This window comes from Termitidicoccus mucosus (genome assembly GCF_038725785.1).
GTDB classification, from domain to species: domain Bacteria; phylum Verrucomicrobiota; class Verrucomicrobiia; order Opitutales; family Opitutaceae; genus Termitidicoccus; species Termitidicoccus mucosus.
Genome location: NZ_CP109796.1, coordinates 3088061 through 3113190, shown reverse-complemented (window position 1 = coordinate 3113190; position 25130 = coordinate 3088061). Strand labels below are relative to the sequence as shown.

General features: G+C 61.0%; 23 protein-coding genes. 15 read left to right on the top strand and 8 right to left on the bottom strand.

From position 1 onward, the window contains the following. Window positions 1-28: 28 nt before the first annotated feature. The 11 genes from flgG to OH491_RS10890 all read left to right on the top strand — a co-directional run bounded on the left by flgG (window position 29) and on the right by OH491_RS10890 (window position 8244). Window positions 29-811: a flagellar basal-body rod protein FlgG gene (flgG, locus tag OH491_RS10940; RefSeq protein ID WP_068771375.1), complete on the top strand. Its 783-nt coding sequence runs from the start codon at window positions 29-31 to the stop codon at window positions 809-811. Between the two features lie 13 nt (window positions 812-824). Further along, window positions 825-1511, top strand: a complete 687-nt coding sequence (flgA, locus tag OH491_RS10935) for a flagellar basal body P-ring formation chaperone FlgA (protein WP_068771376.1) — start codon at window positions 825-827, stop codon at window positions 1509-1511. A 96-nt stretch (window positions 1512-1607) separates the two neighbouring features. Continuing rightward, entirely contained in the window at window positions 1608-2228 is a 621-nt protein-coding gene (locus OH491_RS10930) for a flagellar basal body L-ring protein FlgH (protein WP_068771377.1), read from the top strand. A 14-nt stretch (window positions 2229-2242) separates the two neighbouring features. Then, entirely contained in the window at window positions 2243-3331 is a 1089-nt protein-coding gene (locus OH491_RS10925; protein WP_068771378.1) for a flagellar basal body P-ring protein FlgI, read from the top strand. Between the two features lie 12 nt (window positions 3332-3343). Beyond that, window positions 3344-3685, top strand: coding sequence for a hypothetical protein (locus OH491_RS10920; RefSeq protein ID WP_068771379.1), 342 nt, complete (start codon window positions 3344-3346; stop codon window positions 3683-3685). Further along, window positions 3682-4173, top strand: coding sequence for a flagellar protein FlgN (locus tag OH491_RS10915; RefSeq protein ID WP_068771380.1), 492 nt, complete (start codon window positions 3682-3684; stop codon window positions 4171-4173). The genes OH491_RS10920 and OH491_RS10915 overlap by 4 nt, the downstream gene beginning before the upstream one ends. Window positions 4174-4206: 33 nt before the next feature. Next, a complete protein-coding gene (flgK, locus tag OH491_RS10910) occupies window positions 4207-5625 on the top strand; it encodes a flagellar hook-associated protein FlgK (protein WP_068771381.1) in 1419 nt (472 codons plus the stop codon). Window positions 5626-5661: 36 nt separating this feature from the next. Then, a complete protein-coding gene (flgL, locus tag OH491_RS10905; RefSeq protein WP_068771382.1) occupies window positions 5662-6543 on the top strand; it encodes a flagellar hook-associated protein FlgL in 882 nt (293 codons plus the stop codon). A gap of 34 nt (window positions 6544-6577) precedes the next feature. Continuing rightward, window positions 6578-7024: a flagellar assembly protein FliW gene (gene fliW, locus OH491_RS10900; RefSeq protein ID WP_068771383.1), complete on the top strand. Its 447-nt coding sequence runs from the start codon at window positions 6578-6580 to the stop codon at window positions 7022-7024. Window positions 7025-7039: 15 nt separating this feature from the next. Then, window positions 7040-7279, top strand: coding sequence for a carbon storage regulator (locus OH491_RS10895; RefSeq protein WP_068771384.1), 240 nt, complete (start codon window positions 7040-7042; stop codon window positions 7277-7279). Window positions 7280-7365: 86 nt separating this feature from the next. Continuing rightward, entirely contained in the window at window positions 7366-8244 is an 879-nt protein-coding gene (locus OH491_RS10890) for a flagellin (RefSeq protein WP_068771385.1), read from the top strand. A 293-nt stretch (window positions 8245-8537) separates the two neighbouring features. On the opposite strand, the gene OH491_RS10885 is transcribed toward OH491_RS10890, so the two are convergent. Continuing rightward, on the bottom strand, window positions 8538-10097 hold the full coding sequence (locus OH491_RS10885; protein ID WP_068771386.1) for a methyl-accepting chemotaxis protein: 1560 nt from the start codon (window positions 10095-10097) through the stop codon (window positions 8538-8540). A gap of 440 nt (window positions 10098-10537) precedes the next feature. Here OH491_RS10885 and OH491_RS10880 point away from each other — a divergent pair, with 440 nt between their 5' ends. Continuing rightward, window positions 10538-12055 carry a sigma-54-dependent transcriptional regulator gene (locus OH491_RS10880; protein ID WP_068771387.1) on the top strand — a complete coding sequence of 506 codons (1518 nt, stop codon included), beginning with the start codon at window positions 10538-10540 and terminating at the stop codon, window positions 12053-12055. Window positions 12056-13139: 1084 nt separating this feature from the next. Here OH491_RS10880 and OH491_RS10875 read toward each other — a convergent pair. Both OH491_RS10875 and OH491_RS10870 read right to left on the bottom strand, forming a co-directional pair. After that, on the bottom strand, window positions 13140-14975 hold the full coding sequence (locus OH491_RS10875) for a methyl-accepting chemotaxis protein (protein WP_342751016.1): 1836 nt from the start codon (window positions 14973-14975) through the stop codon (window positions 13140-13142). A 230-nt stretch (window positions 14976-15205) separates the two neighbouring features. Continuing rightward, a complete protein-coding gene (locus tag OH491_RS10870; RefSeq protein ID WP_334319472.1) occupies window positions 15206-15937 on the bottom strand; it encodes a response regulator transcription factor in 732 nt (243 codons plus the stop codon). A 261-nt stretch (window positions 15938-16198) separates the two neighbouring features. On the opposite strand from OH491_RS10870, the gene OH491_RS10865 reads away from it, so the two are divergent. The 3 genes from OH491_RS10865 to OH491_RS10855 all read left to right on the top strand — a co-directional run bounded on the left by OH491_RS10865 (window position 16199) and on the right by OH491_RS10855 (window position 20661). Then, a complete protein-coding gene (locus tag OH491_RS10865; protein ID WP_145928918.1) occupies window positions 16199-16426 on the top strand; it encodes a hypothetical protein in 228 nt (75 codons plus the stop codon). 403 nt (window positions 16427-16829) lie between these two features. Further along, window positions 16830-18806, top strand: coding sequence for a methyl-accepting chemotaxis protein (locus OH491_RS10860; RefSeq protein ID WP_145928919.1), 1977 nt, complete (start codon window positions 16830-16832; stop codon window positions 18804-18806). A 163-nt stretch (window positions 18807-18969) separates the two neighbouring features. After that, entirely contained in the window at window positions 18970-20661 is a 1692-nt protein-coding gene (locus OH491_RS10855) for an HDOD domain-containing protein (RefSeq protein ID WP_068771393.1), read from the top strand. A 284-nt stretch (window positions 20662-20945) separates the two neighbouring features. On the opposite strand, the gene OH491_RS10850 is transcribed toward OH491_RS10855, so the two are convergent. The 5 genes from OH491_RS10850 to OH491_RS10830 form a co-directional block, all read right to left on the bottom strand. Continuing rightward, window positions 20946-22151, bottom strand: a complete 1206-nt coding sequence (locus OH491_RS10850; RefSeq protein ID WP_068771394.1) for a tetratricopeptide repeat protein — start codon at window positions 22149-22151, stop codon at window positions 20946-20948. 6 nt (window positions 22152-22157) lie between these two features. Then, window positions 22158-22538, bottom strand: a complete 381-nt coding sequence (locus OH491_RS10845) for a hypothetical protein (protein WP_145928920.1) — start codon at window positions 22536-22538, stop codon at window positions 22158-22160. A 320-nt stretch (window positions 22539-22858) separates the two neighbouring features. After that, complete coding sequence (locus OH491_RS10840; protein WP_068771396.1) at window positions 22859-23248, bottom strand: hypothetical protein; 390 nt, start codon at window positions 23246-23248, stop codon at window positions 22859-22861. A 21-nt stretch (window positions 23249-23269) separates the two neighbouring features. Next, window positions 23270-24421 (bottom strand): response regulator, encoded by a 1152-nt coding sequence (locus tag OH491_RS10835; protein ID WP_068771397.1) that lies wholly within the window; start codon window positions 24419-24421, stop codon window positions 23270-23272. Window positions 24422-24439: 18 nt separating this feature from the next. Then, entirely contained in the window at window positions 24440-24964 is a 525-nt protein-coding gene (locus tag OH491_RS10830; RefSeq protein WP_068771649.1) for a chemotaxis protein CheX, read from the bottom strand. Window positions 24965-25130 lie beyond the last annotated feature (166 nt).

Here is a 25130-nt window from a genome sequence, read left to right as displayed (position 1 = left end):
GACAGATTTGTAACCCTCCCACCAGACCATGAACCTCTCACTCTACTCCGCCGCCACCGGCATGGGCGCCCAGCAGCTCAACCTCAACACCATCGCGAACAATCTCGCGAACGTGAACACCGCGGGCTTCAAGCGCAGCAAAATCGAATTCCAGGACATGCTCTACCAGCGCACGCGCGCCGCGGGCGCGGAGACGGGCGGAGGCAATGTGCTGCCCACGGGCATCGAGATCGGCAACGGCTCGCGGGTGTCCGCCACCGCCCGCGTGTTCACGCAAGGGCAGTTGACGGAGTCCGGCGAGCGGTTCGACATGGCGATCCGCGGCGACGGTTTTTTTGAGGTACAACGAACCGACGGCACCATCGCCTACACGCGCGACGGATCGTTCAAGGTGAACGGCAACGGCGAGATCGTCACGGCCAACGGACTGCAAGTGCTGAGCGGTTTCGAGGCGGTTCCCGCCGGCACCACCGACGTCACGATTTCCGAGGGCGGCGAGGTGACCTACACCACGGCGAACGGGAACCAGACCTTCCGGCTCACGCTGACGCGTTTCGCCAACCCCGCCGGCCTGCGCAGCGTGGGCGGCAACTTGTTCGAGGAGTCCGGCGCCAGCGGGACGCCCGAGACCGGGCAGCCGGGCGAGGAGGGGTTCGGCACCATCCACCAATACAATCTCGAGGCGTCCAATGTGAACATGGTGGAGGAAATGGTGAACCTCATCGTCGCCCAGCGCGCCTACGAGGTGAGCAGCAAGGCGATCCAAGCATCGGACGAAATGCTGGAGAAGGTGACGCAGCTCAAGCGTTGAGGATGTTTTCGTGATGCGGCGCCTGTTGATCATCTTGTTGCCGGTCGTCCTGCCCGCATTGTTTCTGCTCCGGGCGGAGCAGGCAACCGCGGGCGCGGACTTGCTGGCGCGGATGCAGGCCGAACTTACGGTGCATCTCGAAGTCGAGGGGGAGCTGATATTGGAGTGGGCGGGACAGCCGCCGCGGGCGATGGATGCGGCGACCGGCGTCAAGGTGCTGGAATATCCCTCCGCGCTCGCGCCCCAGATGCTGGTGCGCGTGAGGATGGAGTTTGCCCAAGGCGTCGTGCGCGACCAGACGCTGGCCGTGCGCGCGCAACAATGGTGTGACGGCTTGGTGACGCGCGAGCCGGCCGAGCGCGGGAGCGGCGTGCAGCGCGCGGCCCTGGATCGGCGCCGGTTCAACGCGTTGCGCGAGCGCGATGTCGTGCTGGCCGGCGTCGATGCCGATCTGGTTTATGCGCGCGCGGTGCCGTCGGGCCGGCTGTTGACGTGGCGCGACGTGGCCAAGCGGCCGCTGGTGCGCCGCGGCGAGACGGCGGAAATCTCGGCGGGGGAGGGGCCGTTTCAGGTCGTCCTGCGCGGCATTTGCATGGAGGACGGCGGCAAGGGCGACATCGTGCGCTTCCGCAATCCCGTCTCGAAAAAAGAATTCAACGCCCGGGTCGTGGCCGAGTCGCGGGCCGAGGTGCGTTTCTGAAACCTGCAGAATTAATATAATGATAAATACATTTTTTCGGCTCCCTTTTCGCGATCCTTCGCGGCTTTGCGGCCAATCCAGACATCACTTATATATATGAATAAATATAACCTCCTCCCGCTCGTCGTGCTTGCCCTTGCCGCGCTGCCGGCCGCGGCCCAGTCGCTCTGGACGGCCCCGGGCAGCCGGGAGCAGTCGCTGGTGGCTGACCCCAAGGCCGGGCGCATCGGCGACATCGTCACCATCGTGGTGGCGGAGTCCGCCGCGCAGTCCTCGACCCAGAGCAAGCAGACAAACTCGAACTCGTCGGCCAACGCGGCGGTCAACCAGTTCCTGTATCCGTCGACGGCCAGCAAGTTCGGCACGCACAACGGCGCTCTTCCCGGCGTCTCGTTTTCCGGTGCGAGCGAGTTTTCCGGCGGCGGCGCGGTGAACAACGCGCAGGTGATCACCGCGCGCGCGGCGGTGGTCGTCACCGACGTGCTGCCCAATGGCAACCTCGTGATCGCCGGCGCCAGGCGCATCACATTTTCCGGCGAAACCCAGCATATTATTCTTCATGGAGTCGTCAGGCGTGACGATATCAGCAGCACCAACACCGTTCTCTCCAGCAATGTCGCGGACACCAATTTGGAATTCATCAGCGAAGGCGCGCTTACCGATGCCCAGAAGCGCGGCTGGCTGAGCCGCATCTACGAAAAACTTCGTCCCTTCTAATCAACCTGCACACCATGCTCCGCTTGTTTGTCACACTTTTGCTGGCCGGTCTGGCCGCGGCCCACGCGTCGCGGATCAAGGACCTGTCCTTGGTGGAAGGCGGGCGTGACAACCAGCTCGTGGGCTATGGTCTGGTGGTTGGGCTCGCGGGGGACGGCGATTCCAACACGCAGTCCACCCTGCGCGCGGTGGCCAATGTGCTCCAGCGCCACGGCCTCACGGTCACGACCCAGCAAATCCGCGCCAAGAACACCGCGGCCGTGATGATCACGGCCGACATTTCCGCGTTCATGAAACCGGGCGCGCGCATCGACGTGACGGTGGCGTCCATGGGCGACGCGAAATCGCTGCAAGGCGGCGTGCTGTTGCAGACGCCGCTGCTTGGCGCCGACGGACGGGTTTACGCGGTCGCCCAGGGTCCCATCGCGGTGGGCGGTTTTCTCGGCGGAACATCGGGGCCGGGCGGGGCCACCGTGCAGCGCAATCACCCGACGACCGGCGGCATCAGCAACGGCGCGATCGTCGAGCGCGAGATCCCGACCACGTTCACGAGCGACGGCGTGCTTGTGTTGCAGTTGCACAATCCCGATTTCACGTCCGCCTCGCGCGTGGCCACGGCGATCAACGCCGTCCACGCCAACGCCGCCATCCCGCGCGACGCCGCCACCATCGACGTGCGCGTGCCGCCGGCCTACACGGGCAGCGAGGTGGCGTTTCTCGCGGAGATCGGTGCGATCGAGATCGCGCCCGACACGACCGCGCGCATCGTCATCAACGAGCGCACCGGCACGATTGTCGCCACCTCCTCGGTGCGCCTCTCGAAAGTCGCGATCAGCCACGGGTCCCTGACCATCACCGTGGCCTCCACGCTCGGCGTCTCCCAGCCCGGGCCGTTTGGGCAGGGCCAGACTGTGGTGACGCCCTCGACCCAGACCGATGTCGCGGAGGCGCGGGGCAGCTTCAACGTGATCGGCGAGACGAGTTCCATCGAGCGCCTCGCCGCCGCGCTCAACGCGCTCGGCGTGAGCACGCGCGAGATGATGGCGATTTTCCAATCCTTGAAACGCTCCGGCGCGCTCCAAGCCGAGCTGGTGATCAACTGAGCGACTCCCGCGATGAATCCCCTTTCCTCCATCACCCAGGGCAGCGTGGCGCGCGAGTTGTCCTCCACCCCGGCGGTCACCGCCGCGCGCGGCGGCGGAGCGGCGGCGGCATCGTCCGCCGATGCAAAAAAAGTGGCGCGGCAATTCGAGGCCATCCTGCTGCGCCAGCTTCTGAAACCGGCGCTCGACCCGCTGATGTCGGGCTCCGCGGGCAGCGGCGCCGGCGTGTATGGCTACATCCTCGCCGACACGCTCGCCGACACGATGAGCCGCGCGGGCGGCATGGGTGTGGGACAGGTCATGGAACAGCAACTTTCCCCGAAAGGGATGTCTCCTGATCGAGAGGCGCGATGAATACTTTACCCAACGAACTTATCCAGTGCTTGCGTGACGAGCTCGAAGGCTACGGCGAGATGCTGGCCTTGTACGACGGGCAGCAGGAGCACCTTTGGCGCCGCGATGCCGATGCGATCACGGCAGATGCGATGGCGATTGAAAAGCGGGCCCGTGAGATCCAGGCCTATCGCAATTCCCGAGAGGCCTGGCTCCGGCGGTTCGCCGTGGCCAACGGCATGCCTGAGACGACCGGCCTGCGCGAGATGCTGTCCTTCTTCGATCCGGACATCCGGCCCCTGCTCGATGCGCTGATCACCGACATCAACAACCTGATTCACCGCGTCAGGCGGCGCGCGCGCCAGAACCACAACCTGATCAGCTGGACCCTCAAGCTCCAGCAGGAGGCGCTCTCGCAACTCGCGCCGCAAACCGTTTCCCCGCTCACCTATGCCTCCGACGGACGCATGCCCGCGCCTACGACGGCGGTGCTCGATGCGCTGGGCTGATTTTTCCCGTTTGTCTTACCCTTATTCATTCATATGGCCGGCCTCCTCGACAGTCTTACCCGCACCGCGACCGCGCTGAATGCGCATTCCCTCGCGCTGAACGTCACCAGCAACAACATCGCGAACGTCAATAACGACAACTACGCCCGGCAGCGTGTGATCTACGGCAGCCGCGGCACCGTGCAGACCTCCCAGGGCGCGCAGTCGATGGGCGTCGAGGCCAAGAGCGTCCAGCAGATTCGCGACGCGTTGCTCGACCGGCAGCTGCTGCGGGAAGTCGGCCTCAGGTCCGCGCTCCAGTCCCAATACGATGCCTGCACGCGGGCGGAGGCCGTGCTCGGCGAGTCGATTGACCGGACCAGCGACGTGACCACCTCCGGCGGGAGCGGATTGTCTTCGGCGCTCAGCGAGTTTTTCAACGCGTTTACCTCGTATGCCGCGAGCCCGACCGACCAGGGCGAAAAGCTGAACCTGCTGGAAGTCGCCGACATTCTGGCCGGGCAGATACGGCAGACCGACCAGCGGCTCGGCCAGATCCAGACCGACTTGGACGCCTCCATCCACCAGGACGCGGGCGAGGTGAATGATTTGCTCGCCTCCCTCGCCACGCTCAACGCCCAGATCAGCCGCTTCGAAATGAACGCGCCGGGCTCGGCGGTGGATTTGCGCGACCAGAGGCAGCAGGCGCTCGAATCCCTGTCCGAATTGATCGGTGTGGAAACCCGCGAGTCCTCCGCCGGCAACGGCCAGATCGACATCTTCGTGCGGGACACGGGCGGCGCGGAAATCACTCTGGTCTCGGCCGGGACCGTGGTCGCCCCGGTCGTGTTCAACGGCACCGATGTGGTGGCGGCCGGCTCGGCCGTGGCGCTCACCGGCGGCGCGATCAAGGGCAGCCTCGCCGCGCGCGACGGCTCCGTCCAGACCCTGCGCGACAATCTCGACACGCTCGCCAGCCAGCTCGTGAAATCGGTCAACGAGGCCTACAACCCCGCCGGCACCGCCGGCTACGATTTCTTCTTTGATCCTGATCCCGCCGCGGTGACGGCGGCGACCATCGCGCTCGACGGCAACCTTTCGATCGAGACGCTGCGCGCGACCGACGGCGGCGCCGCGGGCGACAACGAGCTGGCCTCGGCGGTCGCGGCCCTGGCCGACAAGACCTTTTCCACCTCCGCGGGCGATGCCATCAACGGCACCTTCACGGGCTATTTTACCGGCGTCGTCAGCGCGATGGGGCAGGCGAAAAAAAGCGCGTCCAGCCGGCTCACGGATCAAAGCACCATCGAGACGCTGGTGCGGGAGCAGCGCGATTCCGTGAGCGCGGTTTCCCTGGACGAGGAAGTCGTGAACATGACCAAATACCAGCGCGCCTTCCAAGCCTCGTCCCGCGTCATGACGATCATCGACGACCTGCTCGACACGGTGATCAACCGCCTCGGCGTGGGCTGATTTCGCAACCCAAAAGACACAACCCGAACCACGATCATGCGTGTATCCACCAATACCGTTTCCAACTCCATATTGCGGCAGCTGACCAAGCTCGGGGAGCAGCAGACGCTGTTCAACACCCAGGTCGCGACGGGCCAGCGGATATTCAATCCCTCCGATGATCCCGCGGCCGCCGGGCGCGTGATTTCGAACCAGACCGAGCAGCGGAAGATCAGCCAGTATCTGACCAACATCGGCAAGGCGCTTGAGCTGTCGCAGGCGACGTATGGCGGCCTCGAGAAGATCAAGGCCGTCTCCGACCGCGCCGGCGAGCTCGCCACCCTGGGCGCGGGCGCGATCAGCACCGACGCGATGGCCGCCTATGCGGCCGAGGTCGATGAATTGATCGAGGAGGCGGTCACGCTCGGCAACAGCCGTTTTGGCGGCGACTATCTTTTCGCGGGCACCGCCGTGGACACCGCGCCCTTCACCTGGAACGCCGCGGGCGACGCGATCGAATACAACGGCAACACCAGCCAGTTGGGGATTCCCGTGTCCGACGGCTCCGCCATCAAGCCCGGATCGGCCGGCGCGACCAACGAGAGCATCGCGGACTTCATCAACCAGCTCGTCGGGCTTCGCGACGCGCTTCTCTCCGGCGACACCACGGCGGTGAACGATCTTCGCGCCGGGCTGGAGGCCACGGAGGATGTGTTCGTCACGGCGTTGAGCGGGCAGGGAGCGGTGCAAATGAGGCTCGAGGTGACGCAAACCCAGCATGAATCCCGCATGGACAACCTGGAACAGGTGATCTCGAATGACGCGGATGTCGATCTCACCACGGCCTATGTCAAGCTCTCGCGCGTCAGCACCGCCTACGAGGCCGCGCTCGCGTCATCGTCCAACATCATGCGCATGTCGCTGCTCGACTTCCTGTGAGTGACGCGCGGGCGGGCTGATTTACCGATCCACCATGAAAGTACTTGAAGACACACCGGCGGGGGAAAAGACGGTCCTGCGTGTAGTGCCGGCCCGGATACAACTTCCCTGGGGGCTGGTCGGGCTCCGGGAATACACCCAGGCGGAGCTGTTTCACCTCCCGGACCAGCTTCCGCTCCGCTGGCTGCGGCTGGTGGGCGAGCCCTCGCTCGATTTTGTCGTGGTGGAGCCGGTCGGCCTGATCGCGGATTACGTTCCCGAGCTGTTCGACGAGGACGCGGCGGCGATCGGCCTGGAAAGCGCCGACGACGCGCTGGTGCTGAACATCGTGACCGTCAACCGCGACGAGCCCGTGACGGCCACCGTGAACTTGGTCGGGCCGATCGTGGTGAACTGGAAAACCAAGATAGGCAGGCAGGTGATCCTGGCCAACCACGGGCGCTTCAATGCGAGGCATCCGTTGCTGGGCGCGGCGGGCTGAAAGGATTTTCCGGCCATGCTTATACTTTCCAGGAGCGCGGGGGAAGGAGTGCTGATCGGTGACAACATCGAGATCGTGGTCACGCGGATCGACGCGGACACGGTCAAGATCGGAATCAGCGCGCCCCGGGAGATTCCCATCGTGAGGAAAGAAGTCCTGGCCGACATGGCCGCGATCAACAAGGCCGCCGCCATCTCGGCCGCGTCGGGCGCCATTCCGGCCCTCCCGAAGCTGCCGCGTCGGACGCCCCGATGAATCCGTTTCTGATTTCCCTTCGAGCCCTTCGCATCCCTCGCGGTTTATAAACGAAGTTTCGAGAATTCCACCAACACTTTTCCACCATGGCAGTCATTTCCTTCCCCCGGTCCGGCAGCGGCAATCTGGCGGCGCGCCTCGGAACGACCCAATCCGCCCACAGCGAGGCGCTCATGCGCCTGAGCTCGGGCAACCGCATGCTGACCCCGTCCGACGATGTAGCCGGCACCGGGACGTCGGCCAAGCTGACCTCCCAGCAGGCGCGCCTGGAGGCGGCGGGCGTGAACATCCAGAACGGGATCAGCCGCCTGGAATCCACGAGCGGCTACCTCACGGCCATCTCCAGCATTCTCACGCGCATGAGCGAGCTTTCGGCCTATGCGAAAAACGGCACGCAGGAGCAGAGCGACGCCTCTTTATATACGCAGGAGTTTCAGCAGTTGCAGGAGCAGCTCCGCTCGATGATCGGCGGCACGGCGGCGGAAATCGGCGGCGCCGGCGTGGATAATCCGATGGGAACCTTTGGCGGGGCCGACTTGTTCGGGCCGGACGGAGGCGGGCTCGTCGCGATTGGCGCGTATGATGACGAGGTGGTTTTATTTCCCACCATCAACCTGCGCAGCGGCGCCACGAAGGGCCTCATCGAGCAGGACGCGTCCGGCAATTTTATCATGAGCCTGTCCGACGACACGGCGATCTCGGACCTGAATGCGGCCATTGACCAAATCGGCATGGCCTTTTCGGAGGTGGGCGCGGTGCAGAGCCGGCTCGAACTCGCCGCGGGGAAGCTCACCGCGAACCGTGAATTGCTGGAAACCAAGCAGTCGCGCATTGAAGACGCGGATGTGGCGGAGCAGATGACCACATTGGTGCGGCTGGGATTCCTGAGCCAGTCGCAGGTCACCATGCTGACGCAAGCCATCGAGACCCCGCGCAAGCTCGTCGTCCTGCTGGCCGATTCATAGCCCGGGTATTTTATAGTGTTTTCATTTAGCATTGGCGCGGCAGCGCCGGTAGGGCGAAGCCTCCGGCTGAGCCGCAGCTCAGCGGGGACGCCTCGCCCTACCATTTGGGCCAATGTCGAGAGAAAATACTATAATAAATGCCGCAGTCGTTTTGAAACGTGCTCAACAATCGGCACGATTGTATCACGTGCTTCTTTTATCAATGGCGAAGGCCGACCCATGATATCCCTGTGAATGTAACCCCCATTGGGTTACATTCCGCGCGGGCTCACGCCCCGCTCCGCTCCTTGGCCTCAGGCTTCTGGGTTTCCGTCGTCGGCAGTGCCGGTGATGCTGAGGCTGAGTTCGGTCACAAGCCTGAGCAGCTCGGTGGCCTGCCCCGCCAATCCGCTCGAGGCGCTGGCAAACTCCTCGGCGCCGGCCGCGTTTGACTGCGTGACCCGGTCCATCTGGGCCACGGCGGAGTTTACCTGGGAAATTCCCTGCCTCTGTTCATTGGAGGAAACCGCGATCTCGGCCACCAGGCTGTCCACCTGGCGGGCCAGCTCCACGATTTGCTGGAGTGAGCTTGCGACCTTGTCGGAGATGGCGGCGCCGTGCTCGCTCTTTGTCACCGAGTCGTCGATCTTGAGCGATGTCTCGCGGGCCGCCTCCGCGGAACGCAGCGCCAGTCTGCGCACTTCATCGGCCACCACGGCAAAGCCGGCGCCCGTCTCGCCGGCGCGGGCAGCCTCCACTGCGGCGTTCAAGGCAAGGATGTTGGTCTGGAAGGCGATTTCATCGATGGCGCTGACGATTTTCGAGATTTCCCGCGACGAAGTCTTGATGGCGATCATGGCTTCCCGCATGGACTCCATATCCTTGGCGCCGGTGTTGGCGGCGAGGCGGGTGCGCGCGGCCAGTTCCTTGGCCTGATCGGCGCTTTCCGAGTTTTTCTGCGTCATGCTCGCCATCTCTTCCAAGGCCGCCGATGTTTCCTCCAAGGCGGCGGCCTGTTCATTCGCGCCTTCCGCCAGCGACTGACTGGAATTTGATATTTGCGCGGATGCCGAGGTCACATGCCCGGCGCTCGCGGAAAGATGCTCGATCGCCCTGCCCAGCGGTTTGTTTATATAATTCCGGTTGAATCCCCAGAACAACCCCGCCACCAGAACAAACACGCCCGAGGAAACCAGCGCCATCATCCAGCTCGTCTCGGCGACCACGGGATCGTTCCCGATTTTTGTCTTGAGGATAAACGCGCCCCGGATGTCCCCTTCTTTCATGCCCTCCATGGGAAAGCCGAGAATATCCATGCCGCCGGGATTCCCCTTGGGCGAGCCGTGGCAATCCAGGCAGCTTCTGGCCAGGCGCACGGGATGCGCCAGCAGCACTTCCTTTCGCGACGAGTCGTAGGCAAAATATTCCTCGTTCTTGGCGGCAAAGGCATTGAATACCTCGGGATAATTTTTCCCGACATCGTTGGCGGGATTGCGGGCCTCCTGGCCGGGCATCGATGCAATTACAAAATCATAGCCGGACCTTTCCGCCGCATTCCGGATCGATTTCCATGTGATGACGATGGGCACGATCTCGTAGAGATCGGTCTTTCGATAGCCCTCCTTCAGCGAAAGGCCGCCGGTTTGCTTTTGCGCCTGCTGGACGAGTTTTTTCAGGTCAAAGACTTCCGCCCGGTACATGGCGTCCATGGTTGAGGCGACCTGCTCGGCTTGGTGGAGGATGGTGCTCATCCCGTCCCTGATGGCATCCACGCGGTTTTTCGCCGCCAGAATCCTGACCGTGATGAAGGAGGCGAGCGCGGTGACAATAACCGCACTGAGCGCGGTCAACAGAATTTTGGTGCCGATCTTCATGCCTGATGCCCTCCCATGCGTATTTTGAGCGGAGCTCGGAGAGGAAGATGCTTCGGTCTCGGGGGAGTGCTTGGGCACAAGGGAATTCATGGATGTGCGCAGTCCTGTTCGTCACAGGACAGCCCGATTTGAATCGAAATGCCGGCCTCCCCGCCTGGTTGCGTCATGATTGATGATAATTTTGCATCATGGATGTATGACAATGGCGATGGGGAGCAATGATTGCAGAAAAAACAGGGCGATCTTCCCTGTTTGTTGTTATTGATTTGTGAGTATGTCGGCGGTGCCGGACAAAACAATAGAGATGGATAATTTGGATCATAATTTCAGAGTAGATTGACACTTATTTAACCATGATAGGGTCGTATATTTTTAATATCTATTTTTCCATCCAATAGAGTAATGCCATCAGAAATCAGCCAATCAAGAAACCCTGAACAATGACACTGGAGCGTATTCTCATTCTTGATGATGACCCAACGGTATTGACCAGCCTAAGGAATCTTCTTGCCCGCAAACTATACACGGTATTCACGGCAGACTCGATGGCGGGGGCCGCAGACCTGATGGCGAAGGAATCGTTTGACCTGATGCTGCTGGATGTGCGTCTGCCTGATGGTGACGGACATGAGTTGCTGGAGCATGTCAGCCTGATGTCCGCGCGGCCCTTGGTGGTGATGATGACCGGGCATGGAACCATCGATCACGCCGTTTCGTGCATGAAGGCGGGGGCTTTCGATTATATAGTCAAACCGTTTTCACTAGACCAGGTTGACCTGATCTTGAGGAAGGCGGAATCCAGCCTGCAATTGTTGAGGGTCAACAGCTACTTGAGCAGCCATAACGGTGACGACGGGGAGATCATTGGCGAGAATCCGACCATGAAGCGGCTGCTGCAGCTCGCCCGGCGCGTGGCCCGCACCGACACCACGGTGTTGATCACCGGGGAAAACGGGACCGGCAAGGAAATGATTGCCAGGGAATTATACCGGCATTCCTCGCGCCGCACCGGACCCTATATCAAAGTCAATTGCGCGGCGCTTTCCGAGAGCCTGATTGAAAGCGAATTGTTCGGCCATGAAAAAGGGGCGTTCACCGGCGCCACGGCCCGGCGCCAAGGCCGCTTTGAGCTCGCCCATCAGGGCACGCTGCTTTTGGACGAGATCAGCGAGATCTCGTCCAACCTTCAGGCAAAATTGTTGAGGATTTTGCAGGAAAAGGAATTCGAGAGGGTGGGGGGCTCCAGGACGATAAAGGTAAACGTGAGGGTCATCGCCACCTCGAACCGGAATATCGAGGAGAGTGTGAGAAAAGGCGATTTCCGGTCGGATTTATATTACCGGCTTAATGTTTTTTCATTGCATATTCCCGCGCTGCGGGAGCGCCCGGAGGATATTATTCCACTGGCGGAAAACTTCCTGCGGCGTTTTTCGCGAAAACACCGGATGCGACTGGAGGGATTTTCTGACCACGCAATTGCAACCCTGCTTGCCTATCGGTGGCCGGGCAATGTGAGGGAGTTGCAGAACACCATCGAGAGGGCAGTGATTCTGTCGGAGGGAAGAACACGCGTGCCGAGCGTGGCGCTTGGGTTGGATTCCCTGCTCGGAAGCATGGGAGGCGGGGCGCGGGCCGACGATGAAAGCAGTGCCGCGTCCGTCCCGATGATCGCGGAGCCGGAGGATGCGCAGCGCCGCTTGGCCCCGCCGCGGGAAATCCCGGAACTTGAGGAGACCGAGGAGCAAGATATCCAGGAGGAAATGATGCCGGAGCCCAGCCCGAGCCATCGCATCCTCCCGTTGCAGGAGTTGGAAAAACAGGCGATTTTGAATGCCTTGCAGATAACCGGGGATAATCGCACCAAGGCGGCCGAGTTGCTCGGCATCAGCATCAGGACCCTCCGCAACAAGCTCCGTGAATACCGGGATGCAGCCGAATTGGTTTTGCCGGAAACCTAAGATTCTCCCGCACAACAAAACCATGCAAATGCCGGCATCATCGCCGGCAGCGCGACAACTAGGAATATTTTGCCGCCCGCGCCCGCGCAAGGTGCGCCCTCAGCTTGCTCTCGCACTCACAAAGTTTATCCCGGAGGGATTGCAATTCCCCAAGCAGGGGCGGGTTGGTTCTCCTGGTTTGGCGCCGGGACAGCTGATTCCCGTGGGCGACGAGTCCCCGGTAGATCGATATCTCTGTATTCACCTTGTGGATAATGTCTCCCGTCAACTGGCAGGACAGCTCCCTGATCAGGCTTTCATCAACAGTGAAGGGGCCTGCGGCAGCGGTGTTCTCGATATCTGGAGGCGATGACGGTTCGTCTCCTGTGCTCATTGTTGGGTCAAATTCGGGATGATTTTGTGCATCTCTTTGCAATTCATGGACAGACTGGAAAAAGAGAGTGGATTTATGCCATGGGTGGCGTGCCGTTGAAAATCCAAATCGGATTTATTTACCCATAATTAAGAGCTAATTTATAATTTTTTATATTTTGAGCATTATGCCGCCTCCGATTTATAAAAATAAAAATTTCCCGCATTTTCTTTGCGATTACGTAATCGCAAAATTATTAATTAATTCCCCGGGATATGCGAAAACCTGCCGCCTTCAATGCCGTGGAACGGCAAGCAAATGGCGTTAGTGATCGATTTGCCGTATATTATATTGTCAACTATTTATATGACGGGAGCTGTGCTTCCCGCGTGCCCGGAGGGTGCGGCTTCGGACATCCTATTTTCAAGAACATGGCGTCTTGGATGTCTGCAACTATCAGAATACCCAGCTCACCCTTCAAGGTATGGGCTCATCTCATGATGAGCTACTATAAAAAGTATCCGTATCTAAATCTTGTAATACGGATCCCCGTGAAGTGCGTCCATGTTTTTGTGGTTCGTCGCTATTTTCGATGACTGAAAGCAACAAAAATTAACCGCAAAGAACGCAAAGAGCGCAGGAAACAATCCCGTTTTTCCATGAGTTCTTTGCGTTCTCTGCGGTTAAATAAGCAAACCAACCATCGAAAATAGCGAGGAACCGTTTCTGTCTTTATGACAGGGCGCGTGTTGTTTGCGCCGTTCCGCCGTTGATAATCTGGAGCAGGGCCTGGGCCGCACTCTTGAGTTGGTCTGCCTGGGCGTTGAGTTCCTCGGACGCGCTGGCGCTTTCCTCGGCGCTTGCCGCGTTGGACTGTGTGACCTTGTCCATTTGGCTTACCGCGGTGTTGGCCTGCTCGATGCCCTGGGCCTGCTCGCGGGATGCCGTGGCCACTTCCGCCGCGAGCTCATCGACTTGGCGGATTTTTCCGACGATTTGCTCCAGGCTTTCGGCGACCTTTTCGCTGAGCTCCACGCCGTGCCGGGTTTTGCTGACGGCAGTATCGATATTCACGGCGGTTTCCTGCGCCGACTGGGCGCTGCGCTGGGCAAGGTTGCGCACTTCCTCGGCGACGACGGCGAATCCCGCGCCGGCCTCGCCGGCGCGGGCCGCCTCCACCGCGGCGTTGAGGGCGAGGATGTTGGTCTGGAAGGCAATTTCATCGATGGTCTTGATGATCTTGGCGACACCCGCGCTGCTGGCCTCGATTTCCTTCATGGCCGCGGTCATGGCCGCCATGTTATGCGCGCCATCCTGGGCGGAGGTTCGCGCATCGCGGGCGAGGGTGTTCATTTTCTGGGCGTTGTCAGTGTTGCGGCGGGTCATGCCGGCGAGTTCTTCCAATGACGCGCTGGTTTCCTCAAGCGCGGACGCCTGCTCGCTCGCTCCGGCGGCCAGGGTCTGGCTGGCGGAAGAAACCTGCCCGGAGGCGGCGGCGGTCTGGTCGGCGCCCTGGCCGAGTGTTTCCGAGATGGCCTGAATGGGTTTGCTGATTGAGCGGGTGAGGGTGATCGCGAGCAGGACTCCGACAACCAACGCAATCGCCAGCCCGACCATCATGATAATATAGGCGAAATCAAGTCCGTTGGCGGTTTGTCTGGCATCGGTTCTCATCTCGTCGAGTCCTTCCACCGCCAATGCCTGGGTGTCCGAGGCCATACTGGCGCTGATGTCAGTCCATTCAACCGCAAGGCGGTTCAATTCCGTCCAAATGGACAACGAGCTTGCCACGGTTTTCCCGTAGACAAGGGTCGCGTTTTCGGCATTGGCGATTTGCCTTATATTGATATCCTGCACAGTGTTTTTACGCAGATCGGCGAGGGCGGCGGTGATCGCATTCACCATGTGCTGTGCCTGCTCGAGTGCGTTCACATCGTCGTTTGCCTCCGAACGCCACACCAGCAGGCGAAGGGCCGCGATCTGACGTTCGATATCCGTGACCGCTTTGATTTTCGCAAGTCGTTGCGTGATTTGCGCGGGAGTCGCCCCGGCGGTGATCTCTTCGTTAAAGTATTGAAACTGGGAAATGCGAAGCGCGTCAAACTGGGCGACCAATTCCTTGGCGGTCGTGTCGAGTTGCAGATGACCGGCGGCCAGATTTCCAATTTGCCGGATGATCTGTTGCAGGCAGGCCTCATAGGAATCGACCTGGGCCCGTACCTTGGCGGTTGCCTTTATCAGCTCGCGCAATTTGAGGTTGGAGGCCGCCAGTTCCTCTGCCTGGCCGAGATCGGCGTGGATGCTGTCGAGATGCCGCTGCCCGTTCTCAAGAAAGTTCCGCTTATGCGTCATCAAGTATCCGCGCATCTCATAGCGCAATGCCATGATGTGTTCCTGTATTTTATTGGCCAGGATGACGGTGGGAACTCCCTGGTCCGAGGTCTGGTGCGCGTTGTTAACCCCTTTCTTCAGATTCCAAAGGGTGATGCCTCCCAAAAGAGTAATGATGGCGATGATGCTGCCAAATCCGATCGCGAGGCGTGTGGAAAGTTTGTAGTTTTTTTTCATCTGTCAGGGCTGCGGCGCATAACAGGGGCACGCTGCGCCGCGGGCCGTCCTCAAGGCAATTGAGGCCGACTTGCGGGAAGCGCGGTCTGCGCAGTCATTTGGTTGCATTTGCACCCTATTAATCGGGTTAAGGCAAAAATGCTGAAAAGAGGAAATCTCTACACTTTTGTAGTGTTTCTACTATTCGCGCGAACCGGCGAACCCCGCCGAGGGCCAAGAGTCAGGACAGGCTAGGGGCCGATGAGCCCGGCTCGAATCGCATACCGAACCAATCCCGCCGCATGATCGCAGCCCAACCTTTTCATCAGGCGATAACGATAAGTCTCCACGGACTTAAGGCTCAGGTGGAGGCGCGCGGCGATTTCCTTGTTACGGAGACCCTCCGCGATGTGTATCAGGATATCGCGTTCGCGCGAATTGATGGGCTGGGTTGTCTGGATGATGTCCTGCTCCTCGTGCACCCGTTTGTCTTCGAGCAGGGAGGTCGTGATTTCAGGGCTGAGATATACATAATCCTGCCGGACGGTCTCGATGGCCTGCCTAAGTTCATCCACGCCATTTTGATCCAAGAGGTATCCGCGGACGCCCTCCTTGATGAGCGAGTGGGCGACGGATGGATGCACGGTCTCCGAAATGATCATGATCCGGCTTTGGGGCCAGCGGCGGCGCAGTCCGGCGATGTTTGCGGTATCGGAAGCGGCCGGGCGGCGCAGATAAACCAAAACAATGCCCGGCGGGGTTTCCGTGGTCTGGCGCGGGAGCGCGTCGAGGCCGTCGCATTCAAGGACCGGCGCGCCGGTGTGACGCTCGATGGCGAGGCGGAGTCCGGCACGAAACAGGCGGTATCGCGCGACCAGCAGGATGGCGCCCGTGCGTGCCGCATCCCGGGATTCCCGGTTGCGCGCCGCCTCAGGGGAGTCATTGGGCGGGGCTTGGGTCGGAAAGGCTGCGGTCGGTCTCACGATGGCAGGAGCCTGGCGCGGATTCCCGGAAGAAATGCAGGGCATCCGCTTTGTTTTCCGGGGGTTGAGATGAGATGCATCATGTTGGCGCCGCGATTATCCGGTATGCAAAATCTGCCTGTGATTGAATCCGCCGGTGAATCTATTCTATCATCATTAATTTTATTATGTCGATGGAATGCATATACGAGTTATCATTTGATAACAAAAGCTAACTAAATAAAGCAAGAAATAGCTGAAGAAATATGATTGCTATACATCGTGTCGTCATCGTCTAAGAAAACGCTCAAGTTTGATTCGCTTCTGGCGGTGCGCATGGCCTCGCAAATGCGGGAGGAGCTCGAGGAGGCGGCGCAGTCCGCGGATGCGACCTCGGCTGACTTGATGCGCTGGGCGGCCGCGGCCATCATCGTGTGGCACAAGAAGAAGGGGCGCGTGCCCCGCGACATGGAATTGCGACCGTTGAGCTGGCCCCAGTCGGAGGAATAGGCGCCGGTCGTGCCTGCGCTCGCCGCGGGGCGCGCGAAGGCCGGGACGCAAGAATATCACGCACAGCGCGCATTCCAGCTAAAGTCTCTGCGGTTGATGCCGATAGACGTCAGCAATTCTTATGACTCCAAGACTCCTGTCGTCTCCCTATTGTATTGGAGGACGTGCCGCGGCATGCACCTATTGTCCTGCATGCGCGAAAAGCCATTTCCCGGGTAAATAGCGATGAAATGCGCGCATGATTTTGATGACGACAATATGAAATTATCGGATGCCGGACGCGAGCCGCCACGGAGCCACCCCTGCGCCGGGGATATTGTGTCACGGACCGGGCCGCGGGGGCAATTGTGATTGGTTTATTATCTGAAAAAAAACAAGTTATATTAATAGAAAGCCATTTATCATGTTCCATGCCTCACTGACAATTGGGCGCCGTATCGGATTGGGATTTGTGTTCGTGCTGGTGCTGCTGATCGCGGTTGCGATCGTGGCGTGGCTCGCCGTGGGCTCGTCGAGCCGGAAGTTCAATGTGTATGCCGGGACGACCGACGAGACCAACACGGCCGCCTTGGTGGAGGCGGGCATGCTGGATATTCAGCTGAATGTGAACGCCTTTCTCGCGGATGGCAGCCTGGCCAACGCCGAGCGATACCAGAAGTCGAGGAAGTCGCTCGAGGAGGCGATGACTCAGGCCGCCGGCGTGACCACCGACCGCGCGCGGGCCGGGCAACTGGCGGAGGCAAAAACATTGCTGACCGGATATGACCGGGGCTTCCAGAAGGTGATCGAATACACCAAGGAACTCGATGCGATCACCAAGGACAAGCTGACGCCCTTGGGGGAAATCATCGCGAAGGGATTGCAGGACGTGCTGGCCGCCGCCACGAGCTCGGGTGACATGAACACGGCGTTCAAGACATCGAGCGCGCTCAAGGCCTATTTCGAATGCAGCAGCTTCACCAATTCGTTTTTGCTCACCGCCCGGCAGGAATACGCGGACAGCGCCTTGAAGAGCATCGGTGAAGTGGCGGAGGCGGTCGGCCGGCTGCAGAAGGATTACCAGGAATTGGTGACGCTGGACGCGTCCCTGAAGGATGCCGTGAAGGAAAAATTGCTGGTTTCCATGAAAGAAACGGCCGGCACCTATCGCGCCGCGCTCGAAGAAACAATCGGCCTCAAGCAGCGCCGCAACACGGTGGTCGCGGACGAGGTGGCGCAGATCGCGCCCAAGTTCACCGCGACGATCAACCAGATGCGCGAGTCGGTGAAGCGGGACCAGGCGCGGATCGAGGACGAAATGCTGGCGACGCAGCGTTTCGGCGAGGCCCTCATGCTCGGATGCACGATCGCCGGCGTGCTGCTGGGATTGGCCGTGGTCTGGATTGTCATTCGCAGCATCACCCGCCCGATTTCGCTGGTGGGGGACCAGTTGGCGGCCGAGTCGGCGCAGACCTACCAGTCTGCCCTGGCGGTCGCGGAGGTGAGCCAGGCGCTGTCGGACGGAGCCAGCCGGCAGGCGGCCTCGCTGGAGGAGAGCAGCGCGTCGCTGCACGAAATGGCGAGCATGACGCAGCGCAATTCCGAGGCGGCGCAGTCCGCGAAGAGCCTCGCCACGGATGCCCGCGCCAAGGCTGACTCGGGCGCGAAGGACATGGCGCAGATGAAGGAGGCCATGAAGGGAATCCAGGATTCGAGTTTGGAGATTTCCAAAATAATCAAGACGATCGATGAAATCGCGTTTCAGACCAATATTCTCGCGTTGAACGCCGCGGTCGAGGCGGCCCGCGCGGGCGAGGCCGGGGCCGGTTTCGCCGTGGTCGCCGAGGAGGTCCGGAATCTGGCCCAGCGCAGCGCCAAGGCCGCGAGGGAAACGGCGGACAAGAGCACGGACGCATCGGCGAAGAGCGAGCAGGGCGTCGCCATCAGCAACCAGGTCGCGACGAGCCTGGACCAGATCGTCGAGCGCATCCGGGAGCTGGACGAGATGGTGGGCGGCATCGCGCAATCGTCGAACGAGCAGAGCGAGGGCATCAGCCAGCTCAATCAGGCGGTCGCGGGCATGAGCCAGATCACGCAGTCGAACGCGGCCCTGGCCGAGCAGGGCGCCTCGTCCGCGCAGGAATTGCAGGGACAGTCGGCGCAGGTCAACGCGGCGGTGGAGAAGCTGATGGCGATGGTGCATGGCGACGCCGTGCCCGCGGCGGCGGCTGCGACGGAGCAAAAACGGGCGAAGCCGGTCGCCCCGGCGGCGACAAAACCCGTCGTGCCCGAGGTGCCGGCCAGAAAGCCGGCCGCCTCGATCCAGACGAAAGTCGCGCCCCGGCTCGGACAGGGAAAAAGTGCAAAGCCCGCGGACGGCGCGCCGTTCTTTTCGGATTAAACAATAGTATCAAAAAGGGCGGGAATTCATCGGGGAATCTTGCTACAGATTCCCCGAAATCGGCCGATGTTACCTGCATCGTAATAATCCGGCCCCGCCTTGCCGTTGGTTCCGATGTCCGGCATTGGCCGCATGGATTTGGGCCGGGCCTTGTTTCCCTCCCATGGCACGCCTGTTACTCCTCGACGACCAACCACGCGCCCACCGTGTGCTCCAGAGCATACTGGTGCGTGGCGAGCACAGTTGTGACGCGTTTGGCACGCCGTCCGAGGCTTGGCAATGCTTGGTCGGCCGCGTGAAATACGATCTGGCGATTGTGGAGCCGAAACTCGAGTGCGGAGTGGACGGGCTGGATTTTGTCCGCTGGGTGAGGGCCAGCGGATTGCTCGGCGCGTTGCCCATCGTGATTTATACGCGCGCGGCGGACATGGTGTCGGTGCGTGCGGCCTTGGCGCTGCGTCCGCAAAACTACCTGATCAAGCCCTACGACGACCAGGCCATCTATCAGGAGATCGGCAAGCTGCCGCATCCCCGATGGCACGCGTCGTTGCTGGTGGAAGAGGCCGCGGCCGCGCAGACAGGCGGGCTCGCGCTTGAGGAAATCCGGGACGAACGTCGCCGGCTGGCGGACGCATTGGGCGGGATGGCGGCGGCCTGGCGCGAGCAGAAGGAGGAGAACCTGTTCCAGACGCGCGGCGACGCCTTGATCACGATGGCGCGAAAGGCGGGCGCTCCGGGGTTTGCGGCCCATTTGTCCGCCCTGGCCAACGAGGCCGAGTGGAAGCTGCTGGATGACGACGCCGGAATCGAGCGCGCGCAGATCGCCGAGCGGCTCGAACATGCCTGCGCCGTGCTGAAAGCGCTCTGCGGCGTGCCCGAGGACAAGCAGGGGGCCGCGGTGGCGGAGGTGGATGACGGCCGGATGGCGCGCGAGGAGAACGACCGCCGCTGGTGGCAGTCGGCGGATTGTTCCGCCGGGCCGGTGATTTCGACCGCGGAGCTGATGAACAATGTCGCGGGCATGAACGCCTGCCCGGTGATCGAGAGCGCGGCCGATGCGTTCCAGATGGCGGTGTCGGCAAACGTGGCCAGCCTCGATTCGATTTCGCGCCTGGTGGCGCGCGATCCGGGACTGGCGGTGCAGATTCTGGTCAGCGTGAATCATCTCAACCGGGAGGCAATCGACCCGATGGACAGCCCGCGCGCGGCGGTGGGGTGGCTGGGAGCCGCGCGGCTTCAGGGGCTGTGCCGCTCCATGATCACGGTCGAGGCGCGGCATTTCCAGCCCGTGACCTGGGAGCGATACTGGATGTTTCAAGTGGGCGTGGCGCACATGTCGGAGTTCATCTGCTCGGCCTTGGAATGGGGCCATCTCACGCCGGTCGCATATACCGCGGGGCTGATCCATGACATGGGGCAGTTGATATTGCTGCGCCTCCATCCGGCGAGTTATCCCGCGATCACGAATTATGTGCGGAACCGGCGCATCGCCCGGCATGAGGGCGAGCGGAGATATCTGGGGAGCAGCGTGCGCGAGATCGGGGCCGAGTTTCTGGCCGCAAAACGTTTCCCGGAATGTTATCTCAATGTGATCCGCTGGGTCGACGATCCGGCGGGGGCCACCGACGGCATGGATATCGTCGGCGTGGTCTCGCTGGCCCGATACCTGTGCGTCAAATACCAGATCGGAGACGGCGGCGAGTGCCTGGATGCCCTGCCTTCCGACATCCATGACACGCCGGCCGCGCAGGTGCTGAGGGGCCGGGTTTTCCCCAGCTTTAATTGGCGCGGATTCATGTCGCAGGCCCATGCGAAGGTGCTGCGGCTGAAAAACGAATTGCGGGGAAAAGGCTGACGACGGATGCCCCGGTGGAGGTTTGGGCCTTATATCATTTCCGAACCATTTATAGGTTTATCAAGGTGGACGGTGCCTCCGGCTGAGCCGCGGATCGGCGGTGTCGCCTCGCCCTGCCATTTGGGCCAAGGTTGAAAGAAAATACTAGAGCATTTCCTATTTATTCTGTCGTAAATAAACCATGTCCCCGTAGGGCCTGACCTTGTGTCAGGCCGGTTTAGTGCCCGCGGCGCGACGCAAGGTCGCGCCCTACATGCGACAGAATAAATAGGAAATGCTCTATATCAGGAGGACGCCCCGGAGGAACCCTGGGGTTCGGTGATGGAGCGGATTCGCCCGTTGGTTTCATCCAGCCATTGAATATGGCGGATATGCCATTCCGCCATGCGGACGATTTCCTGCAATTCCGCCGGTGATTCCGTGTCGTTTGCCAGCAGGGCGGCGGTCTGACGGTAGATCTCCACGGCCTTGTCATATTGCAGGAGGCGTTCGTGGCAAAGGGCGGTTTGATATGACACCGGCAGTTGCCAGCGCGCATCGGAGGAAAGCGTGATGAGGCGGTTGAGCACGGTCAGCGCGCTGCGATAGTCCCCCTTGTCATAAAAATAATTCGCCAGGTGGTTGCCGGTGCGCCGCTGCCAGTCCTTCCACGCGGGGGAAGTCTCGGTGTTGCGGACGTGCTCGTTGCGGAGCAGGTCCATGAATGTGTTCAGGGATTCCTGGTCGCGGCCAAGACGTTCGAGCACGAGCGCCAGCTGGTAGCGCGCCTCGGCGCTGGCCTCGGTGTCGGGAGTGGTCTTGATGAATGACTCGAGCGAGGATGCGGCGGCCTCGAGGTTGCCGCTGCGCAGCAGCGAAATCGCCGCGCGAAAGCGGGCCCGCTCATGGTCCGCGACGGCGAGATCGAGGAGGTTGAGCCGGCTGAAGAGGCGGGCGGCTTCATTATAGTCGCCCGAGGCGAAGTGCGTCTCGGCAATCTCGAACTGCGCGGTGCGCGCCAGGCGTCGGTACTGCTCGGTCTGTTCGCCGGAGAGCTTCAGCGTGCTGTGGAGCACATTGTAGAATTTGCCGATCGCGCGGTCATAGGCGCCGATCGAGCGCAGCGTGCGGCCGAGTTCGAGGTAGGCATCCGGCGCGGATTCAAAATGGGGATGCTCCGCCAGCAGTTTTTCATAAACGGCGACGGCTTTCACGCGGTCGCCGTGTTGCCGGTAGGCGCGGGCCAGCGCCAGCAATCCTTCCTGAATCCCGGCGCCGCCGGTGTCGTGATGGTTTTTCTCGAGGATGTATTTGTATGCGGCCTCGGCGGACTCCGCATCGCCGTTGGCGAGCTGTCTGGCCGCGATGCGAAGCAGTCCGGTGGTTTCCTCGGGCGTCACCGCCGGGGGCGGTCCGGCGGCGGCCGGCGCATCGTCCGGCGCGGAGATTGCCGCGGGCATGCCGGGAAGAGCCAAGGCGAGAAAAAGGCGGGCGAAGCGCGGAAATGGCATGGTGGTTTATTCCTGACGGTAGGTCGCCTTGCTGGGCGGTTGCGCGGGTGCCGGCAGTTGGAAATACATGAGTATGTCCTCGGGCAGGTAGTCGCCCTTCGCCGAGTCTTCCAGCATGAGAGGGCGCCGTGTCGAAACGGGCGGCGCCGATATGGAAACGGGCTGCATCTCGAAGGGATTGTCCGGTTTCGGCGGGGGAGGCGGAGCCGGGGGCTCGTCCGGCACCGGTTCCTTGGCGGACAATGTCAAGGCCACGGATGCGGCGGGCGGCGGGCGCCTCGCCGGGGCAAAACGAAGGGCGGCCGGTTCAAAGCAAGGGAGATAAGGCAGCGAGTCCCCAAACAGCCGGACGATTTCCGGATGGGGCAGCGACAAACCGAAACGCATGGGTTTTTCCGGCTTCGGTTTCCCCTTGGGCGTCCAATCAAAAGCGCCGGTGCGCTGGGGGGCGGGGAGGGCGGAAAGTCCCCCGGCAAACAACGACAGGAGCAGACATCCGCAGATCGCTCGATGATGTGCGCGGGCGAAGGTTGTGCGTGATGTATGATACGCCATGGGTATTAGTCTGATCCGGGCAACAGGCAGCCCGAATGCGCGGAAGAAAAACGGAGCATGTCATTCATGATGCAGTGACGTCCGCCCTCTGATATCGACACGTTTGAGACCGTGTTGAGGGCGGGATGCTCACTGCGCCGGGATATCCCGGCTCACGCCACAAAGAAGGTGCCTGGCTGCCCGCCAAAAAAGCTCGCCGAGCTTTTGGCGATTTTGAAGGCGTCCCTGTCCGAGGCGAACCCGTGGGCGGCGGTCCGCCCGTTTGCCTCTTCGCGGGCCCAGTATTCACCCATTTCGTCCTGGGCAAAATAACGATGGCCGTCCTTGGCATCCACAAAGGCAAGCACGCTGCCCTTGTAGGGGCGCGACTCCTGGCAGCTGATTCCCTCGCCTTCAAGCAGGATGGCGAGGGATTTGTCCGGGTTTTTGAACGGCGTGGCCCCCAGACGGCCAAAACTTTCTCCCTGCACCTGCATGGTTTCGGGATAGAAGGCAAGCGCGGCCTTAAGGTCGGCGATGGTGCGGCATGAGATGATTTTCACAAAAGTGGGTAATCGTCACGATCACGCGGAACTTGAGGTGACAGAAATGGCCCCGAGGCTCGCCTGGGCCTCTTCCAGCGAATTATAGAACTGCCAGTTTCGGGTGTCCTCGAAGCCTTTGCATTCCGCGATGATGGCCGGGTTGCCGACGAGGCAGAAATGCAGCGCGAGTTCGCGGCAGGTCTGCATGGCCTGAAACAGCACCTTGATGATCGTCATGTCCAGGCGCTTCAACGCCTGGACATTGATGATGGCTTTGCCGATGCCGGCATCGACCGCCTCGGTGATCTTGGGTTTGAGGTAATTGGTGATTTCGTTGATGACGTGCTGGGTGGGGTTGTCGGGAATGGCCAGCGTGAGGATGCCGCTGTCCATGTTGAAGTAGCGATGCGAGGTGTCCAGGTTCATCGCCTTGGCGATCTTCGATTCCACCTCGGTCATGTCGAGCGGCTTGGTGGCCAGCGCGGTGAAGCCCACCTGCTGCGCCTGCTGCTGGGCGGCGTTGTCGGTTTTCACGACCAGACCGAAGACGGGCGTGTATTTGTGCTTGGGGTTGTTGCGGATGGTGCGGAAAAAGGTGAAAGCGGATTCGTCCGGCAGCGAGAGCGAAACCATGACCAGATCGGGCGGCGTCTTGGCGCAGAAATCCAACGCCTCGGTGGTGCTGGCCATGCCGTGGACTTTCCACGGCGTGTGGCGCAGTCCGTCCTGGATTTGCTGCAGGATGGCCGGCTTGTCCTCGATGACCACCAAGTTGGCCTCGTCGAGAATGGACTTGGCCTTGGACGGGGTCGCGTCGAGTGGCTTCAAGTCGATGATGCGGCCGACCTTCTGGATCAGGACATCTTCCTTGAAAGGTTTTACGATATAATCGCGCACGCCGATTTTCGCAATTTTGAGCACATTGTCGCGACCGCCCTCCGCGGTCAGCATGACGACCGGCACGTTTTTCAGGGCGGGGTCGGACTTGAGCCGGGTGAGCATTTCCACCCCATCCATGACCGGCATGGTCACGTCGAGGAGAATGGCATCGGGAGATTCCTTGGAGGCGACGGCAAGCCCTTCGACGCCGTTGGCGGCTTCGAGGATATCGCAATCATACAGCCGGAACGCTTTCTTGACGATGATGCGCACCGTTTTCGAATCATCTACCGTGAGAATTTTGTAACGCATGGGAGACTGGAATCAGACTTAGGCGTCGATCGCGTCGGCTGGCTTCATGAGGATGTCGGCCACCAAGGTGTGGCGGCCGATGTTGAACCGATACACACGACGGGTCGTGGAGCCGATGGGTTCGATGGAAAAATTGCTGCCGCGCAGGATGGACGGGATGGTGAGCCGGCAGGGATAACCCCGGTCGCACAACTGGTTTTTGAACGCGCCCACGGTCATGTTGGTGAGCTCGCCGATGGCGTCGTTCACGACCTCGTCGCCGGATTCCACGATTTCCTGCGTGGTCATGCCCAGCAGGGAGCCCGCGGCCTCCTGGGCGAAATCCTGACTGAAATAGAGATAGATGAGGCCGTTGATGTCACCGATGAAGCCGACGGAGCCGACCACCTGGGAGCCATTGATGGCAAGGGATTTGAGATTATGGTCCTCGTTCGCGTTGGCATGCACGGCTGACTGTCCGATCATGGTTTTGAACACATCCTGGACTGCCCGTGTGATGGTTTCGCGGAAGGCGGTTTCGTTGATTTCGTGAAGTGTGGCCATTGAAAAGGTCACGAGGCTCCAATGCATATTGCCCCGTTCTTTCTACTATCGGACAGATTTTTTTCTCTTTAGGGGAAATTGCGACCCGGCGAAAAGGCGCGCGGGATGGCTTCAGTTTCCCGGGATGAGGTCGATAATGCCATGATTTTAGTATTATTGACCTATG